The following is a 17,323-nucleotide window of genomic DNA, read 5'->3' as shown; positions in this document are numbered from 1 at the left end:
GCGACTGCAGACCGCAGTGGACCGGAGGCAACCAATTCGACGGGCCGACGCCACCACTCCGTAGTAGCTCTCGCCACTGTAATAGAAGAGATATTACACTGGCTGCATGAAGCAGAACCGAGCCGGAGTCACCGAGAACATCTCCGTATCCATGCCCTCCGAGCTGGTCAGTGAGCTCCGCTCAAGGGCCGGCCGACGCGGCCTGTCCAGTTACATCACGGAGGCCGTCAGGCATCAGCTCGCCATGGACGGACTCGGAGAGATCGTCGCGGCTCATGAGGAGGAGCACGGCGCACTCACGGAGCAGGAGGTGGAAGCCGCTCGTCGCGAGCTGTTCGGAGAAGAGAACACGGATCGTGTCGAACGGGGTGCTGCGTGAAGGAGCGTCCGGCCCGCTCCCTGGTGCTCGACTCCGAGGCGCTCTCTCAACTCCTGTGCAACGACCGCCGGATGGCGGCTCGTATCGAGGCATCCCGGCAGGCTGGGGTCCCTGTCCTCGTCTCCGCGCTGACCATTGTCGAGGCCGTACAGGGGAAGACCCATTTCGCGCGCCTGAAGTGGGTGCTGTCCCGACTGCAGGTGGATCCGGTCAGCCAGGAGGACTCCCTGACCGCGGTAGCGCTGCTTCGGGACGCGGGTGGGCTGCACGGACACAAGTACGCCATCGACGCCCTCGTTGCCGCGCTCGCGCTCCGCGCCCCGGATCCGGTGATCGTTCTGACCTCCGACCGTGACGACTGGTCGAAGCTCTGCGGAAAGCGTGTGGTCATCAAAGACGTGTGAGCATCGCCGACCATTGGGGCCGCCAGTTCGCTGCGTACGCGCCGCCGCCCCGCCCATACGCCACGGGTGTGGGGCGTACGGGCGGGGCGGCCGGGGCCCCCGGAAGGGCTTGTGCTCAGTAGTCGACGCGGTCGGTCTTGGCGATCCAGGCGTCGAACGGCTGGGTGCGGTGGGGCAGGTCGAGGTGTTCCACGGTCATGGGCCAGTTCGCCTGCGGGCGCTTCTCGAACAGGTCGTAGAACTTGCGGTCGTCGAAGCCGGCCACGGCGGCGTCGTGGCGGTCGGCGGAGAAGACGAGGCGGTCGACGCGGGCCCACAGGGCCGAGGAGAGGCACATCGGGCAGGGCTCGCAGGACGTGACGAGGGTGCAGCCCTCCAGGCTGAACGTGTCGAGTGCCCTGCAGGCGGCGCGGATGGCGCTGACCTCGGCGTGGGCGGTGGGGTCGAGGCCCGCGGTCACCTGGTTGTTGCCGAGGGCGACGATCTCGCCGCCCTTGGCGATCAGGGCGCCGAAGGGGCCGCCGCCGTTGCGGACACTGGTGGTGGCCAGCTCGATGGCCTTGTCCATCCAGGCGCGCTCGAACTCGCGGATGCCGGTCTCGAGGGTGTCGGTCGTCATGCGTGCTCCTTCTTGGGCAGGCGGCGTGCGGAGTACGGCGTGCGGGCCTGTGCGCTTCACGGGGAGGATGCGTAGGAGCAGTACACAGCTCGCCTACGAGACCCGGCCAGGGGCCGAATACATGAACTACGGGCAGGCTGCGACCGGCGCTTCGTAGATTCCTACAAGGGAGGACAACCGCCCCGGCGGGGTCAGTCCCCGTCGGCCTCGAAGGTGCGCAGCAGGTCCGCCGCGACGCTCACGGCGATGGTCGCGGGCTCCTTGCCGGTGATGTCGGCCAGCCCGATCGGGGTCTTGATCCGGTCGATGACGGCGTCGTCGTGGCCGCCCTCGTCGGCGAGGCGCTTGCGGAACCGCGCCCACTTGGCCGCCGACCCGATCAGCCCGATGGAACCGAGGTGGTCGGTGCGCAGGGCGGCGTCGCACAGGGCGGCGTCCTCGGCGTGGTCATGGGTCATGATCAGGACGTGGGTGCCGGGCGGCAGCTCGGCCAGCACCTCCTCCGGCAGCAGCGGCGTGTGGTGCGTGTACACCTGCGCCACCGCGTCCGACAGCACGCCGAGCCGCTCCTCGGTCAGGAGCTCGGCGCGGCTGTCGACCAGGTGGAGGTCGAGGTCCTGACGGGCCAGGATGCGCGCCAGTTCCAGTCCGACGTGCCCGACCCCGAAGACCGCCACCGCCCGGACCACCGGCAGCGGTTCGAGCAGTACGGCGACGGTGCCGCCGCAGCACTGCACGCCGTGCCGGTTGGTCACCTTGTCGTTCAGGGCGAAGTCGAGCAGCTCCGGCTCCGGTGCGGCCGCGGCGATCATCTCGCGGGCCCGGTCCACGGCGACGGCCTCGACGTTGCCGCCGCCGATCGAGCCCCAGGTCCCACTCCGCCCCACGAGGAGTTTCGCGCCGGCGTCGCGCGGGGCGTGGCCGCGCACGGTCGCGACGGTCACCAGCACGCCGGGCTCCCGGCGTGCCCGCAACCGCGCGACCGCGGCGATCCAGGTCATGTCAGGCACCGCTCAGCGCTTCCACGCCGGTACGGCCCGCGCCGCCGACGGCCGCCTCGTCGCGGACGCGGCCGTTCCCGGCGGTGCCGCCCTGTCGGGCCGACTCGATCGCCCAGTACACCGCCTCCGGGGTGGCGGGCGAGGCCAGCTCGACGGCCGTCCCGCGCGGCCCGAACGCGGCGGCCGCCTGCCGCAGCGCCTCGCGCACCGAGAACGCCAGCATCAGCGGGGGCTCGCCGACCGCCTTGGACCCGAACACCGCACCTTCCTCGGTGGCGTTCTCCAGGAGGGTGACGTTGAACTCCTCGGGCATCTCCGAGAAGCTCGGCAGCTTGTACGTGCTGGCGGCCTGGGTCAGCAGACGGCCGCGGTTCGGGCCGTCGCCGGTGTCCCAGCGCAGGTCCTCCAGCGTCAGCCAGCCCGCGCCCTGCACGAACCCGCCCTCGACCTGACCGATGTCGATCAGCGGGGACAGGCTGTCGCCGACGTCGTGCACGATGTCCACCCGGCGGATGCGGTACGCGCCGGTGAAGCCGTCCACCTCCACCTCGGTCGCCGCGGCGCCGATCGCGAAGTACTTGAACGGCGACCCCCGGAACGTCTTGGCGTCCCAGTGCAGCCCCTCGGTCCGGTAGTAACCGGCCGCGGAGAGCTGCACCCGCTGGAAGTACGCGGTGCGCACGAGGTCGTCCCAGGCCAGCTCCCGGTCGCTGCCCAGGGTGCGGGCGACGCCCTCGACGATGCGTACGTCCGAGGCGTTGGAGCCCAGTTGGCTCGCGGCCACCCGCAGCAGCCGTTCGCGCAGCTGCTCGCAGGCGTTCTTCACCGCGCCGCCGTTCAGGTCGGCGCCGGAACTGGCCGCGGTGGCGGAGGTGTTGGGCACCTTGTCGGTCCGGGTCGGGGCGAGGCGCACCTTGTGCAGCGGGATGCCCAGCGTGGTCGCGGCCACCTGGAGCATCTTGGTGTGCAGGCCCTGGCCCATCTCGGTGCCGCCGTGGTTGATCAGGACGGAGCCGTCCTTGTAGATCAGGACCAGCGCGCCGCCCTGGTTGAAGGCGGTGAGGTTGAACGAGATGCCGAACTTCACGCCGGTGATCGCGAGGGCCCGCTTGGTGTGCGGGTGCGCGGCGTTGAAGGCGGCGATCTCGCGCTCTCGGTCGGCGATGTGGCCGTTGTCCTGGACCTGCTGCCAGACGGCGGCGATCCGCTCTGGCTGGGTGACCGGCTGCCCGTACGGCGTCGTCTGGCCCTGGCCCGGCCGGTAGAAGTTGCGTTCCCGCAGCTCCCGGGGGTCGAGGCCGAGGCGCGGCGCGCAGCGGCCCAGGATGTCCTCGATCACCAGCATGCCCTGCGGTCCGCCGAAGCCGCGGAAGGCGGTGTTGGAGACCGTGTTGGTCTTCGCGATACGCCCGGCGACCCGAGCGTTGGGGATCCAGTACGTGTTGTCGATGTGGCACAGCGCGCGGGCGAGCACCGGCTCGGACAGGTCCAGGCTCCAGCCGCCGTCCGCGGTCAGCGTGGCGTCGAGGGCCTGGATGCGGCCCTCGGTGTCGAAGCCGATGCGCCAGGTGGCGTGGAACCCGTGCCGCTTGCCGGACATGGTGAGGTCCTGGGTGCGGTTGAGCCGGAACCGGACCGGGCGGCCGGTCAGCTTGGCGCCGAGCGCGGCGACGGCCGCGAACCCGTGCGGCTGCATCTCCTTGCCGCCGAAGCCGCCGCCCATCCGCAGGCACTGCACGGTCACCTCGTGGGCGGGCACCCCGAGCACGTGGGAGACGATCTCCTGGGTCTCGGACGGGTGCTGGGTGCTGCTCTGGATGAACACCTGCCCGTTCTCGTCGACCTGGGCGAGGGCCGCGTGCGTCTCCAGGTAGAAGTGCTCCTGGCCGGAGAACTGGAACTCGCCGGTGAACACGTGGGCCGCGTCCGCGAAGCCCGCGTCGACGTCGCCGTGCGTCATGACGGGCCGGGCGCCGTGGTAGCTGTCCGCGGCGATGGCGTCCTGGAGCGTGATCAGCGAGGGCAGTTCCTCGAGGTCCACCTCCACGGCCGCGGCGCCGATCCTGGCCGCCTCCAGCGTCTCGCCGAGCACCCAGGCGACCGCGTGGCCGTGGAACATGACCTCGTCGGGGAAGAGCGGTTCGTCGTGCTTCATGCCGGCGTCGTTGACGCCCGGCACGTCGGCGCCGGTCAGCACCCCTACGACGCCGGGCACCGCGAGAGCGGCCTCGGTGCGTACCGCCGTCACCCTGCCGCGGGCCTTCATGACCTGGACGGGGTAGGCGTGCAGCACGTCCTTGGTGCGCTGGACCAGGTCGTCGGTGTACAGCGCGGTGCCGGTGACGTGCTGGACGGCACTCTCGTGCGGCATGGAGAGGCCGACGACGGGCTTCTCGGGACGCTCGGACAGGTGGCTCATGACGGCACCGCCTCGGTGGTCTGTGCGTACAGCTTCAGCAGGCTCTGGCCGAGCATCGCGGCCCGGTAGCCGGCGCTGGCGCGGTGGTCGCTCATCGGCGTGCCCTCGCCCCGCAGCACCTCGGCCGCGGCCTCGGCGGTCTCGGTGGTCCACGGCCTGCCCTCCAGGGCGGCCTCGGTGGCGAGCGCGCGGACCGGGGTGGCGGCCACGCCGCCGAGTCCGATGCGCGCCTTGCGGACGGTGCCGCCCTCGACGTCGAGCGCGAAGGCGACCGCCACGCTGGAGATGTCGTCGAAGCGCCGCTTGGCGATCTTGTGGAAGGCCGTGACCGGCGAAAGCGGCAGCGGCAGGCGCACCGCGCGGATCAGCTCGCCGGGGCGGCGCACGCTCTGCCGGTACCCGGTGAAGTAGTCGGCCAGCGGCACCTCGCGCTCCCCGTCGGCGTCGGCGAGCACCAGCGACGCCTCCAGCGCGAGCAGCACCGGCGGGCTGTCGCCGATGGGCGAGCCGGTGCCCAGGTTGCCGCCGAGGGTCGCGCCGTTGCGGATCAGCCGGGACGCGAACTGCGGGAACAGCTGCGCCAGCAGCGGGACGGTGCCGTCGAGGCGCCGCTCGATCTCGGTGAGGGTGAGCGCCGCCCCGATCTCGATGTGGTCGGACTCGACCCGCAGGCCCCGCAGTTCGGGCAGCCGGTCGACGGCGATGACGCAATCCGCCCGCCGGGAGCGGATGTTGACCTCGACGCCCCAGTCGGTGCTGCCCGCGACCACCACCGCGTCGGGCCGCTCGCGCAGCAGCCGCAGCGTCTCGGCCAGGGTGCTCCGGCGCAGGAAGGCGCTGTCGTCCTGGCGGTACTCGGTGGCGACCGGCGCGGGCGGGTCCTGCTCGCGGCGCCGGGCCAGCGGGTCCTCGTCGCTGGGCGTGCCGACGGCGAACGCGGCGTCGCGGATCGGCCGGTAGCCGGTGCAGCGGCACAGGTTGCCGCTGAGCGCGTGCAGGTCGAAGCCGTTCGGACCGTGCTCGGTGTCGCCGCTGTCGCCGTCGTCGGCGCCGGCGGTCGCGTCCGGGCCCCGGTCCGCGTGCGCGCAGCGCTCGGGCCGGTAGTACTCGGCCGCCATGCTGCAGACGAACCCCGGCGTGCAGTAACCGCACTGGGAACCGCCGCGGACCGCCATCTCCTCCTGCACCGGGTGCAGGACGGGCGGCGTGCCGGGCGCCTCTACGGTGGCCAGGCCCTCGGAGGTGACGACCTCCTGCCCGTCGAGCGCCGCGACCGGGACCAGGCAGGCGTTGACCGGGACCCAGTCGGTGGGCTTGTTCACCCCCGGGCGGGCCACCAGGACCGAGCAGGCGCCGCACTCGCCCTCCGCGCACCCTTCCTTGGTGCCGGTGAGGCCGCGCTCGCGCAGGAAGTCGAGCACCGTGGTGTGGGGTGCGGCCGGTGCGATCGGCGCTTCTTTTCCGTTGACGGTGATCCGTGCCGTCACCATGACAGACCTTCATTTCGACGCGGGGCGGGCCGATTCGGGACAGGTCGATTCATCATGTTCGCCAATTTCAGGCAGCTTTCTATGTCCGGACGCGCCGCGGTGGAGAGGCGAGCGCACATCGGCACGCGACAACGGCATGCCGTGAAGTGGTGAAAGTGAGGGAGAAACCCGGAATGTGCCACGCGGGGGCACAGTGGAACGGCGTGTCAGCAGCCGTGCGCGACCCGACCCGAAACCCACACCGTGCGGCGGGCGAGGCGGCTCAGGTCAGAGTTGGTGTACATCTGCCGGTCGCCTCCTGTCGGTAGTCATGGGTCTGCTTCCCTCGCAAATTAGTGGGTGGGGTCACCGGGGGTCAAGAGCGGAATTCGTCGTTTTCTCCGGCCGGTGCGAACCAGCCCTCCCCAGGGTCTCCTCGCCGCAGCACACTTGACCCACGCATAACCGGGGAAGGACCCGGGGATGGGCCGGGAGGGCCCCTGGGACACCTGGGGCCACCGGGGCGCCCGGGGCGACCCGGCAGGACACCGATGCCGCCGGAGGGGGCGCGACATGCGGGACAGTCATCGGGCGGAGGCCGAAGGGCTGCTCAAGCGAGCCGTGGAGGAGGAGGTACGGCGCACGGGCGGACGCACGGACGGGAACGTCCTGCTCTCCCGTGCCCGCGCGGCGCTGGACGCCATGGCGGGCACGGCCGGCGAGGAGTACGCGGCCTACACCCACGCCCTGGACGAGGCCGCGGCCGGTCAGCTCACCTTCCGCCAGCGCTACGCCCGTGAGGGCGCCGGCACGCCCCTGCTGGTGGCCGCCGTGGCGGCGGTCGCCGCGGTGGTGGCCGACGTGGCGCTCGGCACCGGCACCGGTACCGCGGTCGGCGCGGGAGTGACGGTCGGCGTCGTCGGCGCGGCGACGACCGTGGTCAAGGTGGTCGGGGCCCATGTGCCGGCCGCCCACCACCGCGCCGGGGCGGTCAGCCAGCCCGGCGGGCCCGAGCAGCTGCGGCTGCAGTGGCTCACCGCGCTGGAGGTGCGCGGCATCCGGCCGTTCCTGGACCAGCAGCGGATGCTCGCCGCGTCCACCGGTCCGGCCAAGACCGGGCCGAAGCTGCGGGGTGCCGACAAGAGCGCGGCCGCCCGGGGACGCAGCGCGTTGGAGCAGTCGTTCGGCCAACTTCCCGAACCTGAGGGCGTGTTCGCGGGCCGGCGGCAGGAGATGGCGCGGCTGCGGCAGTGGGTGCAGGCGGCCCGCGCGAGTACGGAGACGAAGCCGACGGTGGTGGTGCTGCACGGGGCGCCCGGCAGCGGCCGTACGACGCTGGCGGTCCGGGCCGTCCACGAGCTGCGGGACTACTTCCGCGGGGCCTGCCTGGTCGATCTGCGCGGGGCGGGGTCCGGGGCGGGCGGCGCCGCATCCGACGGACCGGGACCGGCCGGCTCCGCGGAGGGCGGGGCCTCGCCGCTGAGCACCCGGGACGCCCTGCTGCACCTGCTGAACCGGCTCGGGGCGCCGCGCGAGCAGTTGCTGTTCCGGGAGCGTTCCTCCGCGGACCATCAGGTCAAGCGGCTCACCGAGCTGTACCACAAGCATTTGACGGGCGTCCCGGTCACCGTCGTCCTCGACGACGCCTCGGACCCCGAGCAGGTGCGTACGCTGGTGCCGGAGCGCTCGGACAGCCTGGTGCTGGTCACCGCGCGCCAGGCACTGCGGCTCCCGCCCGACCTGCCCGCCCGGGTGTACGACCTGCCCGTGGAGGCGCTGGACGCGGCGGGCGCGGAGGAGCTGCTGGGCGCCGCGGCCGAGGACGCCTCGGGCCCCTATGACGCCGAGTCGAGCGAGCTGATCCGGCAGCTGTGCGGCGGGCTGCCGCTGGCGCTGCGGGTCGCCGGGTCGTCGCTGGGCCCGCGCTCACCGCGCGCGCTGGCGACCGACCTGGGCGCCTACGGGCCGGTGGAGCCGGTCGAGCGGGCGCTGTGGCTGCGCTACACCGACCTGGCGGAGCCGGCCCGCCGGCTGCTGCGCCGGCTGGCACTGGCGGGGCGCACCTCGCTGGGCGCCGCGGCCGCCGCCGCGCTGCTGGCCACGGACGAGGCCGAGGCGACCCGGCAGCTGACGGCGCTGTCGCGGGCGGGGCTGCTCGACCATGTCCGGGGCAGCCGCTACCGCCTGCACGACGTGGTGCGCGTCTTCGCCCGCGCCCGGCTCGCCGACGAGGAGGAGCCCGCCGAGCGGACGGCCGCGCAGGAACGGCTCATCGCCAACTACGCCGAGCTGGCCGACTCCGTGCTGCGCCTGGTCGACGGCAACATGTCGACCCGCTCCAACCAGTTCGGGCCGCACGGCTTCACGTCCCTGGACGAGGCGCTGCGCTGGCTGGACGACGAGTCGAGCTTCATCACGGCGGCGCTCAGGCACGCGGAGGGCGTCGACCAGGGGGCGGTGCTGAACCTGCTGGGCGCGCTGTGCGACTACTGCCTGCTGCGCGGCGACCTGTACCGGCTGGGCGAGATCAGCGAGCTGGCGCAGTCCGTGGACCAGGGGTTGCTGGTGCGCTCGGTGCAGTGGCGCACCGGCATCGCGGCCCGGCAGCTGGGCGATCTGGACAAGGCGCGTACGACGCTGGCCTCCGTGGTCGACCTGTACCGGGACGCCCACCACGACGCCGGGACGGCGCGGGCCCTGTGCTCCCTGGGCATCACGCTGCACCACCAGGGGAACCTGACCGACGCGGCGGCCAAGCTGCAGGAGGCGCTGGACCTCCAGGCCGCACCGGAGCTGGCCACCGACCGGGCCTGGACGCTGCACGCGCTGGCGGCGGTGCAGCGCGACCGGGCCAGGCTGGCCGAGGCCCTGGAACTGCTCACCGAGTCGCTGGTGCTGCACCGCGCGGGCGAGTCGGTGCACGGCCAGGCGTGGGCCCACTTCCAGCTCGGCCAGCTGCACCTGCGCATGGGTGACGTGCCGGGGGCGGAGACGGACCTGCGGGTGGCCCTCGACCTGTACGGCCGTACCCAGGACGCCCGCGGCGAGGCCTGGGCGCTGACCCAGCTGGCGCGGGCCCGGCTGGTGGACGGGGACGTGTCCGCGGCGGTGGAGGGGCTGCGACGGGCGGAAACCCGGCACCGGGAGAACGCAGACGCGCGCGGCAAGGCGTGGAGCATCTACTACCTGGGCCAGGCACTGGAGGAGACGGGCGCCCTGGACCAGTCGGTGCGCGCACTGGAACGCTCCCGCACGATGTTCTCCCGGATGCGGGACGTGTACGGCCTGGCCTGCGCCCGGCACCACTCGGCGCGGGTCACCCGGGACCAGCGGGCCGCCCAGACCGGCTCGCTGCGCAACTCCGGCTTCGCCCGGCAGCTCCTGGTCGACGCGCGCGCCGACTTCCAGCGCATCGGCGTCGGGCACGGGGAGGCGTGGACGTGCCTGGAGCTGGCGGTCGTGGACGCGGGCAACGCGCGTACGCCGCAGGCGCTGGCCCTGTGCGACGAGGCCGCCGCCCTCTTCGCCGGGTACGGCGACCGGCGGGGCGAGGACTGGGCCCGCTTCCTGCGCTGCACGCTGCTGCCGTACGCCGCCCCCGGCGGGGTGGAGATCGGCACGGCGGTCGCCCAGGAGGAGCTGAGCCAGCTGTCCCGCGCCCGTCATCCCGCCCGTGACACCAAGCTGGACGACTACGTGGACGCCTACCAGCTCCTCCTGGAACGCGGCGTGCAGCTGGAGGCGGGCTGGCAGGCCTGGCGCCTGGGCATGGTCCCGGGCCGCCAGGCGAGGGAGGTGATGGGCGTGGCGGTCACGGCCTGAGGCCGGGGCCGCCCGCCCTCGGGGCGGCCGACCGGGGTCAGCCCCGCTGGGGCTTCGCCTCGGGGCCGCCGGAGGCGTCCTGCTCCGCCGCCTCCTTGAAGTCCACCTTGCCCATGTGCCGGTTCATGGACTTCATCAGTCCCCACACCGCCAGAGCCATCACCGCGAACACGATGAACCCGAGGACACCGGGGGTGACCTTGTCCTCGTCCAGCTCGGCGAGAGTGACGAGGTGCGTCATTGCCAGGCTTGCGCTTGCACTCATGTCAGGCATTGTCCCGGATGCCCGCGAAGAGGTCGTCCTCGGGGAGGGAGGTTTCCACGAGGGACTTGGCCAGCTCGTACTCCTCGGTGGGCCAGACCTCCTTCTGGATCTCCATCGGCACCCGGAACCAGCCCCCGTCGGGGTCGATCTGCGTCGCGTGCGCGATCAGCGCCTTGTCGCGGGTCTCGAAGAAGTCCGCGCAGGGCACGTGCGTGGTGAGGGTGCGCTCCTTGCGCTCGAACTCCGACCAGCGCTTGAGCCAGTCGTGGTACGGCGACTCCAGGCCGCGGTCCAGCAGCGCGTTGTGCAGCGCCTCGGTGCGGGGCCGGTTGAAGCCCTGGTTGTAGTACACCTTCAGCGGCTGGTACGCCGGTCCGTACTCGCCCTCCGGGTACTTCTCGGTGTCGGCCGCGCCCTCGAAGGCCACGATCGTGATCTTGTGGGTCATGATGTGGTCGGGGTGCGGGTAGCCGCCGTTCTCGTCGTAGGTGGTGATCACCTGGGGGCGGAAGGCGCGGATCTTCCGCACCAGCTCACCGGCCGCCTTGTCGACGTCCTCCAGGGCGAAGCAGCCCTCCGGCAGCGGCGGCAGCGGGTCGCCCTCGGGCAGCCCGGAGTCGACGAAGCCGAGCCACTCCTGCTTCACCCCGAGAATCTCCCGGGCCTCGTCCATCTCCTTCTTGCGCACCTCGTGGATGTTCTCCTCGATGTACGCGTCACCCTGGAGCTTTGGGTTGAGGATGGAGCCGCGTTCCCCGCCCGTGCAGGTCACCACCAGCACGTCCACCCCCTCGGACACGTACTTCGCCATGGTGGCCGCGCCCTTGCTCGACTCGTCGTCGGGGTGGGCGTGAACGGCCATCAGTCGCAGCTGGTCAGTCAAGACTCAAATCCTCGGTCAGTCGGCGCCCCGGCGTGCAGCGGCGCGATTTGAAGGTGCCGCCCCGTAGGGGCGTCGTTGAGGGGCGGCGGTCGGGTGGCGGGCGGGAGGCTTCTATAGTGACCGAATCGGGAGCGGAATAATTCCGGGGCCCGGCAACCGGACCCGCTCCCGCGGAGAGGACGACCATGAGCACGGCGAGCACGCGGACGCCCCAGGGCCGCTACGGCCGCTCCTCGGACGAGCAGGCCGACCGCACGCTCAAGATCGTCGGTGCCGTGCTCGGCGCGCTGCTGCTCGCCCTGATCGGCTGGTTCGGCTATCACTACGTCGGTCAGAACAAGATCAGCGGCGAGCTGATCGGCTTCGAGCTCGCTGAGGACTCGGTGCAGGTGCACCTGGAGGTCCGCAAGGACGCCGGCATCACCGGCTACTGCACGGTGCGCTCCCAGGCGGAGGACGGCGACGAGGTGGGCCGGGCCGACTTCCGCTTCGACGGGGACGACACCCGCATCGACAAGGTCGTCACGCTGCGGACCAAGGCCGCCGGGACGTCGGCCGAGCTGCTCGGCTGCCATCCGGAGTGATCCGGCGAGGCCCACTGGCGCCAAAACCTGCCGCCTGACCTGCGGTGACAGGAATCTGGTGGCTTATGTCCTCCCCCTTTGGCCACTGAATTGTTAGGCTCGTGGTTTCGCCCTTCCGTGAAGGAACATCCTTCTGGGTAGGGCGTTGATTTGTATTCCCAGTACCAACGAGGAGCACCCGTGACCCAGACCAGCGAGAACGTCACCTGGCTGACCCAGGAGGCGTACAACAAGCTCAAGGAGGAGCTTGAATACCTTACTGGTCCTGCGCGCACCGAGATCTCTGCCAAGATCGCCGCGGCTCGTGAGGAGGGGGACCTGCGTGAGAACGGCGGGTACCACGCGGCGAAGGAGGAGCAGGGCAAGCAGGAGCTCCGCGTGCGCCAGCTGACCCAGCTGCTCGAGAGCGCCAAGGTGGGTGAGGCCCCGGCCGCCGACGGTGCGGTGGCGCCCGGCATGGTCGTCACGATCGCCTTCGACGGTGACGAGGACGACACGCTGACCTTCCTGCTCGCCTCGCGCGAGTACGCGAGCTCGGACATCGAGACCTACTCCCCGCAGTCCCCGCTGGGCTCGGGCGTCATCGGCCACAAGGTCGGCGAGGACGCCCAGTACGAGCTGCCCAACGGCAAGCCGGCCTCGGTGAAGATCCTCAAGGCCGAGCCGTACAACGGCTGACCCACCGCCCCCCTTCGACGAGCCCCCGGTGTCCCCGTGACGCCGGGGGCTCGTCGCGTCGTCTCCTGGTCAGATGGCCGCCGAGCGGTACTTGCGCACCGCCAGCGTCCGGAAGATCGCGATGATCAGCACGGACCAGATCAGCGAGGCCCAGACGGGGTGCTGCATGGGCCAGGCGTCGGACTGCACGACGCCGGGGTTGCCGAACAGCTCGCGGCAGGCCTGCACGGTGGCGCTGAACGGATTCCACTCGGCGATGTGCCTCAGCCAGGGCGTCATCTGGCTGGAGTCCACGAAGGCGTTCGAGATGAACGTCACCGGGAACAGCCAGATGATCCCTCCCGAGGTCGCCGCCTCCGGGGTGCGCACGGACAGACCGATCAGCGCGCCGATCCAGGTGAAGGCGTATCCCAGGAGGAGCAGCAGGGCGAATCCGGCGAGGATCTCGCCGACGCTGGTCGGGTCGGCGGAGCCGGTGCGCCAGCCCACGATCAGCGCGACTATCGCGAGGACGAGCAGGGTGATGGCCGTCTGCACGAGGTCGGCCACGGTGCGGCCGGTGAGGACCGCGCCCCGGGCCATCGGCAGGGAGCGGAAGCGGTCGACGAGTCCCTTCTGCATGTCGTCGGCGATGCCGGCCGCCGATCCGGCGGTGGCGAAGGTGACGGTCTGGGCGAAGATGCCCGCCATCAGGAAGTCCTTGTAGACGTCCGGGTCGGTGGTGTTGCCGATCTTCATCGAGCCGCCGAAGACGTACGTGAAGAGGACCACGAACATCACCGGCTGGATGATCCCGAAGAGGACCATCTCCGGGATCCGGGTCATCCGGATGAGGTTTCTGCGGGCGATGACCAGCGAGTCGCGGACGGACTGGCCGATGGGGTTGGCGGGCGCCGTGACCGGCGTCGTGTCGGTGGCGGCGCTCACTTGGCGGCCTCCTTCTCCTGCTCGTGGGCGGCGTCGTCCGCCGAGCCGTTCCCCTCGTCCGCCACCTCGGCCACGTGGCCGGTGAGGGAGAGGAAGACGTCGTCGAGGGTCGGGCGGCGCAGGCCGATGTCGTCGATCTCGATGCCGCGGACGTCGAGCTCGCGGATGACCTCGGCGAGCAGCTTCGCGCCGCCGGTGACGGGGACGGTCAGCTTGCGGGTGTGTTCCTCGACGGTGGTCGCCCCCTTGCCGAATCCGGCGAGCACCTCGGAGGCCGTCGCCATGTGGTGGCGCTCGTGGACGACGACCTCGACGCGCTCTCCCCCGGTGCGGGCCTTGAGCTGGTCGGAGGTGCCGCGGGCGATGACACGGCCGTGGTCGACGACCGCGATGTCGTGCGCGAGGTGGTCGGCCTCCTCCAGGTACTGCGTGGTCAGCAGCAGGGTCGTACCGCCGGCGACCAGCCGCTTGATGACCTCCCACAGCTCCTGACGGTTGCGGGGGTCGAGGCCGGTCGTGGGTTCGTCCATGAACATGACGGGCGGGGAGACGACCAGGGCCGCCGCCAGGTCGAGCCGGCGGCGCATGCCTCCCGAGTACGTCTTGGTGGGGCGGTCGGCGGCGTCCGAGAGGTGGAACTGGTCGAGCAGCTCGGCGGCGCGGGCCTTCGCGGCCCTGCCCTTCATCTGGTAGAGCTGGCCGACCATCTGCAGGTTCTCCCGGCCGGTCAGGTATTCGTCGACCGCGGCGAACTGACCGGAGAGGCCGATGGAGCGGCGTACCTCGTTGGGCTGCCTGAGGACGTCGATGCCCGCGACGACCGCCTTGCCGCTGTCGGGGCGCAGCAGGGTCGTGAGGCAGCGGACGGCGGTGGTCTTGCCCGCGCCGTTCGGCCCGAGCAGACCCAGGACCGTGCCCTCGGGAACGTCGAGGTCGACGCCGTCCAGAGCCCTTACGTCACCGAAGGTCTTGACCAGCCCTTCGGCATAGATGGCGCCTGGCATATGAGTCTCCACGTCGTCGGGGATTCTTCGAAAAGCCTAGGTTTGTACGTTTCGCAGCGCTCAGCGAGCGATTTACGACACACCATAACGCGATGTATCGCGTCTCACAATGCACTTTCTCGAACGAGTGACGAAGTGGCTGCCGGCGCCCCGTCCGGGCTCAGGCGATGACGGTGTATCCCGCTTCCCGCAGCGCCCGGCCGACCTCGGCGCAGTGCTCCGGGCCCTTCGTCTCCAGGTGCAGCTCGACCTCCGCCTCCGTGAGCCCGAGCCGCGGATGGGTTCGGACGTGGCTCACATCGAGGACGTTAGCGTCGACCACTGACAACACCCCGAGAAGCGTGGCCAGCGCCCCGGGCCGGTCCGTCAGCCGCAGCCGGACCGCCAGGTAGCGGCCCTGCGCGGCCATACCGTGCCGCAGCACGCCCTGCATCAGCACCGGGTCCACGTTGCCGCCGGACAGGACCGCCACGACCGGTCCCTCGAAGGCGTCCGGCTCACTCAGCAGCGCCGCCACCGGGCTCGCCCCGGCCGGCTCCACGACCAGCTTGGCCCGCTCCAGACACAGCAGCAGCGCGGTCGACAGCGCGTCCTCGGAGACCGTACGGACCTCGTCCACCAGGTCGCCGACGATCCCGAACGGCACGTCACCGGGCCGCCCCACCTTGATCCCGTCGGCCATCGTCGCCGGGTTCTCCACGGCGACCGGGCGTCCGGCGGCCAGCGAGGGCGGGTAGGCGGCCGCGCCCTCCGCCTGCACGCCGACGATCCGCACGTCCGGCCGCAGCGCCTTCACCGCGACCGCGATACCGGCCGCCAGCCCGCCCCCGCCGATGCCGACCACGACGGTCCGCACCTCGGGGCACTGCTCCAGGATCTCCAGCCCGACCGTGCCCTGGCCCGCGATGACGTCGGGGTGGTCGAACGGGTGGATGAAGACCGCGCCGGTCCGCTCCGCGTACTCCTGCGCGGCGGCCAGCGTCTCGTCCACCACCTGGCCGTGCAGCCGCACCTCCGCGCCGTAGTCCCGGGTCGCGCTGATCTTCGGCAGCGGCGCACCCTGCGGCATGAACACCGTCGACCGCACGCCGAGCAGCGACGACGCCAGCGCGACGCCCTGCGCGTGGTTGCCCGCGCTCGCCGCGACCACGCCCGCGGCCCGCTGCTCGGGCAGCAGCCCGGCGATCCGCACGTAGGCGCCGCGCAGCTTGAACGAGCCCGTCCGCTGGAGGTTCTCGCACTTGAAGTGCACCGGCGAGCCGACCAGCTGGGACAGGTGCCTGCTGCCCTCCATCGCCGTCACCCGCGCCACGCCCGAGAGCATCTTCTGGGCTCCGCGCACGTCGTCGAGGGTGACGGGAGCGACGCGGGACGCCGTGCTGTAGCTCATAGCCTCCAGCATCGCAGTTCACGGGCGCCGTGCGCCGTTGTGACCAACCTCCGAGACCCGCTTTGCCCAGCGCCGGTACGCCTTGCCGCCCGGCCGCGTACCCTGTCCCCCAATTAGCAGCCCTCCACGAAGTGAGCCCCCGGCCATGCCCACAACACCTGAAATGTCGATGGACATGACGACCGCCGGTGACACCGGTCTTCTCGAGACGCTCCAGCACGAGGTCGCGCTCTTCGCCCGACGCGCCGAACAGACCCGGCTCGGCGGGGTCGGACAGGTCCGCAACTCCATGGACCGCGCCGCCTACCTGCTGCTCAACCGCCTCGACAAAGAGGGCCCGATGGGCGTGAAGGCGCTCGCCGCGAGCATGGGGATCGACTCCTCGACGGTCACCCGGCAGGTGGCCCCGCTCGTCGACACCGGGCTCGTCAAGCGGACCTCCCACCCCGAGGACGGACGCGCGGTGGTCCTCCAGCTGTCGCCGCGCGGCGTGGCGCGGCTGGAGGAGGTGCGCTCCTCCCGGCGTCAGCTCATGGCCGAACTGACCCACGACTGGGCGCCGCAGGAGCGCGAGACGTTCTGCGCGCTCCTCGCGCGCTTCAACGGCGCCCTGTCCGCCCGTATGGCCCCCTCCGGCGCGGCGGCTTCCACCGATGCGCCGGCGGGCTCCTGAGCGACGCCTCACGCGCTTTCCGGGGCATTCCGGAGGGCGTTCGCGCCGAACCCTTGACCGGCGGCCCGCCCCTGGCCTGATATGAGACCTCAGGGGTCGTCGCCGTCTGGGCGGGAGGCGCGGTGCGAGAACGGCATGCGTCCCGGGATGCCCGCCGGGCCCGCGAGTTCGAGGCGTTCGTCGCGGGCGCGGCAGGGCGGCTTCTGCACGCGGCCACCCTGCTCACCGCGGAGGCCCCGGACGCCAACCCGCGCGCGCGGCGCCTGCTGTCCCTGAGCCTGGCCCACACGTACGCGTCCTGGGACCGGCTGCACGGGGAGGACCCGTACGACCGCACCCGCCAGCACCTGGCCACGCGTTTCGCCCGCGATGCCTGGCACCGGTACGGCGCCCTCGGCGGGGCCCGCCGGCGGCCCGCGGGCACTCTGGGCCGGCTCTCCCCCCAGGAACGCCTGATCCTGGTGCTTCGGCTGTACGAGGGCGTCGCCGAGGAGCAGACGGCCGCGCTGCTGGGCCTGCCGGTGGAACGGGTGCGGACGATCTGCGACCGCGCGACCGCCACTCTGCTGCACCCGCGGCCCGCACCGGCCGCGCCGGTCGCGGCGGAAGCGAAGGCGGCGACCCCGTGACCGGCCCGGCGAGCGGCCGGAGCAGGCGGAGCAGCCGGGGCAGCCGCACTACGACGTTCGCGATGCCCGGCACGGCGAGGCACACGACGGACGGCACGCCGACTGCCACGGCGACCGGCACGGCGCCGTGGGCGATGGCCGTCCCTACGACCGGCACGACGCCGTGGGCGATGGCCG

At 71.9% G+C, this 17,323-nt stretch carries 16 protein-coding genes; 7 read left to right on the top strand and 9 right to left on the bottom strand.

The genetic code is table 11. The features are described from left to right. The first annotated feature begins 106 nt into the window (after positions 1 to 106). Positions 107 to 379, top strand: coding sequence for a hypothetical protein (locus IE258_RS02600; protein ID WP_161377832.1), 273 nt, complete (start codon positions 107 to 109; stop codon positions 377 to 379). After that, positions 376 to 783 carry a PIN domain-containing protein gene (locus IE258_RS02595; protein ID WP_189738360.1) on the top strand — a complete coding sequence of 136 codons (408 nt, stop codon included), beginning with the start codon at positions 376 to 378 and terminating at the stop codon, positions 781 to 783. Before IE258_RS02600 ends, IE258_RS02595 begins: the two co-directional genes overlap by 4 nt. 115 nt (positions 784 to 898) lie before the next feature. Here the strand turns inward: IE258_RS02595 and IE258_RS02590 are convergent, their stop codons facing one another. The 4 genes from IE258_RS02590 to IE258_RS02575 form a co-directional block, all read right to left on the bottom strand. Further along, positions 899 to 1,402: a nucleoside deaminase gene (locus IE258_RS02590; protein ID WP_189738357.1), complete on the bottom strand. Its 504-nt coding sequence runs from the start codon at positions 1,400 to 1,402 to the stop codon at positions 899 to 901. A 191-nt stretch (positions 1,403 to 1,593) separates the two neighbouring features. Further along, positions 1,594 to 2,403, bottom strand: a complete 810-nt coding sequence (gene xdhC, locus IE258_RS02585; protein WP_189738354.1) for a xanthine dehydrogenase accessory protein XdhC — start codon at positions 2,401 to 2,403, stop codon at positions 1,594 to 1,596. A 1-nt stretch (position 2,404) separates the two neighbouring features. Further along, the gene (gene xdhB, locus IE258_RS02580; protein ID WP_189738351.1) at positions 2,405 to 4,822 is read right to left on the bottom strand and encodes a xanthine dehydrogenase molybdopterin binding subunit; all 2,418 of its coding nucleotides are present in this window, start codon (positions 4,820 to 4,822) and stop codon (positions 2,405 to 2,407) included. Then, positions 4,819 to 6,312 carry a xanthine dehydrogenase small subunit gene (locus IE258_RS02575; RefSeq protein ID WP_189738348.1) on the bottom strand — a complete coding sequence of 498 codons (1,494 nt, stop codon included), beginning with the start codon at positions 6,310 to 6,312 and terminating at the stop codon, positions 4,819 to 4,821. Before IE258_RS02575 ends, xdhB begins: the two co-directional genes overlap by 4 nt. Before the next feature lie 552 nt (positions 6,313 to 6,864). On the opposite strand from IE258_RS02575, the gene IE258_RS02570 reads away from it, so the two are divergent. Continuing rightward, a complete protein-coding gene (locus tag IE258_RS02570) occupies positions 6,865 to 10,113 on the top strand; it encodes a tetratricopeptide repeat protein (protein WP_189738345.1) in 3,249 nt (1,082 codons plus the stop codon). A 37-nt stretch (positions 10,114 to 10,150) separates the two neighbouring features. Here the strand turns inward: IE258_RS02570 and IE258_RS02565 are convergent, their stop codons facing one another. Beyond that, the gene (locus IE258_RS02565; protein WP_164883605.1) at positions 10,151 to 10,387 is read right to left on the bottom strand and encodes a hypothetical protein; all 237 of its coding nucleotides are present in this window, start codon (positions 10,385 to 10,387) and stop codon (positions 10,151 to 10,153) included. Then, a complete protein-coding gene (mca, locus tag IE258_RS02560) occupies positions 10,380 to 11,261 on the bottom strand; it encodes a mycothiol conjugate amidase Mca (protein ID WP_189738342.1) in 882 nt (293 codons plus the stop codon). The genes IE258_RS02565 and mca overlap by 8 nt, the downstream gene beginning before the upstream one ends. A gap of 185 nt (positions 11,262 to 11,446) precedes the next feature. On the opposite strand from mca, the gene IE258_RS02555 reads away from it, so the two are divergent. Both IE258_RS02555 and greA read left to right on the top strand, forming a co-directional pair. After that, positions 11,447 to 11,845: a DUF4307 domain-containing protein gene (locus tag IE258_RS02555; RefSeq protein WP_189738339.1), complete on the top strand. Its 399-nt coding sequence runs from the start codon at positions 11,447 to 11,449 to the stop codon at positions 11,843 to 11,845. 180 nt (positions 11,846 to 12,025) lie between these two features. Next, positions 12,026 to 12,523, top strand: coding sequence for a transcription elongation factor GreA (gene greA, locus IE258_RS02550; protein ID WP_127895173.1), 498 nt, complete (start codon positions 12,026 to 12,028; stop codon positions 12,521 to 12,523). Between the two features lie 69 nt (positions 12,524 to 12,592). Here greA and IE258_RS02545 read toward each other — a convergent pair whose 3' ends face one another. The 3 genes from IE258_RS02545 to ilvA form a co-directional block, all read right to left on the bottom strand. Next, positions 12,593 to 13,450: an ABC transporter permease gene (locus IE258_RS02545; RefSeq protein ID WP_189738336.1), complete on the bottom strand. Its 858-nt coding sequence runs from the start codon at positions 13,448 to 13,450 to the stop codon at positions 12,593 to 12,595. Next, positions 13,447 to 14,454 carry an ATP-binding cassette domain-containing protein gene (locus tag IE258_RS02540; protein ID WP_189738333.1) on the bottom strand — a complete coding sequence of 336 codons (1,008 nt, stop codon included), beginning with the start codon at positions 14,452 to 14,454 and terminating at the stop codon, positions 13,447 to 13,449. The genes IE258_RS02545 and IE258_RS02540 overlap by 4 nt, the downstream gene beginning before the upstream one ends. A 160-nt stretch (positions 14,455 to 14,614) precedes the next feature. After that, complete coding sequence (gene ilvA, locus IE258_RS02535) at positions 14,615 to 15,844, bottom strand: threonine ammonia-lyase (protein ID WP_189738330.1); 1,230 nt, start codon at positions 15,842 to 15,844, stop codon at positions 14,615 to 14,617. Between the two features lie 169 nt (positions 15,845 to 16,013). Between ilvA and IE258_RS02530 the strand changes: the two genes are divergently transcribed. Beyond that, positions 16,014 to 16,517: a MarR family winged helix-turn-helix transcriptional regulator gene (locus IE258_RS02530; protein ID WP_159324406.1), complete on the top strand. Its 504-nt coding sequence runs from the start codon at positions 16,014 to 16,016 to the stop codon at positions 16,515 to 16,517. Positions 16,518 to 16,639: 122 nt separating this feature from the next. After that, positions 16,640 to 17,146, top strand: coding sequence for a sigma factor-like helix-turn-helix DNA-binding protein (locus IE258_RS02525; RefSeq protein WP_189738325.1), 507 nt, complete (start codon positions 16,640 to 16,642; stop codon positions 17,144 to 17,146). The last annotated feature ends 177 nt before the right edge of the window (positions 17,147 to 17,323 follow it).

This window comes from Streptomyces tendae, assembly GCF_014650435.1.
GTDB lineage: Bacteria > Actinomycetota > Actinomycetes > Streptomycetales > Streptomycetaceae > Streptomyces > Streptomyces tendae.
The sequence above is the reverse complement of the archived record's forward strand: the minus strand, read 5'-3'. Positions and strand labels throughout refer to the sequence as shown.

Coding starts and splice junctions, on each gene's coding strand:
- IE258_RS02600 (WP_161377832.1), top strand. CDS start 107: ATGAAGCAGAACCGAGCCGGAGTCACCGAGAACATCTCCGTATCCATG.
- IE258_RS02590 (WP_189738357.1), bottom strand. CDS start 1,402: ATGACGACCGACACCCTCGAGACCGGCATCCGCGAGTTCGAGCGCGCC.
- xdhC (WP_189738354.1), bottom strand. CDS start 2,403: ATGACCTGGATCGCCGCGGTCGCGCGGTTGCGGGCACGCCGGGAGCCC.
- xdhB (WP_189738351.1), bottom strand. CDS start 4,822: ATGAGCCACCTGTCCGAGCGTCCCGAGAAGCCCGTCGTCGGCCTCTCC.
- IE258_RS02575 (WP_189738348.1), bottom strand. CDS start 6,312: ATGGTGACGGCACGGATCACCGTCAACGGAAAAGAAGCGCCGATCGCA.
- IE258_RS02570 (WP_189738345.1), top strand. CDS start 6,865: ATGCGGGACAGTCATCGGGCGGAGGCCGAAGGGCTGCTCAAGCGAGCC.
- IE258_RS02565 (WP_164883605.1), bottom strand. CDS start 10,387: ATGCCTGACATGAGTGCAAGCGCAAGCCTGGCAATGACGCACCTCGTC.
- IE258_RS02555 (WP_189738339.1), top strand. CDS start 11,447: ATGAGCACGGCGAGCACGCGGACGCCCCAGGGCCGCTACGGCCGCTCC.
- IE258_RS02540 (WP_189738333.1), bottom strand. CDS start 14,454: ATGCCAGGCGCCATCTATGCCGAAGGGCTGGTCAAGACCTTCGGTGAC.
- ilvA (WP_189738330.1), bottom strand. CDS start 15,844: ATGAGCTACAGCACGGCGTCCCGCGTCGCTCCCGTCACCCTCGACGAC.
- IE258_RS02530 (WP_159324406.1), top strand. CDS start 16,014: ATGGACATGACGACCGCCGGTGACACCGGTCTTCTCGAGACGCTCCAG.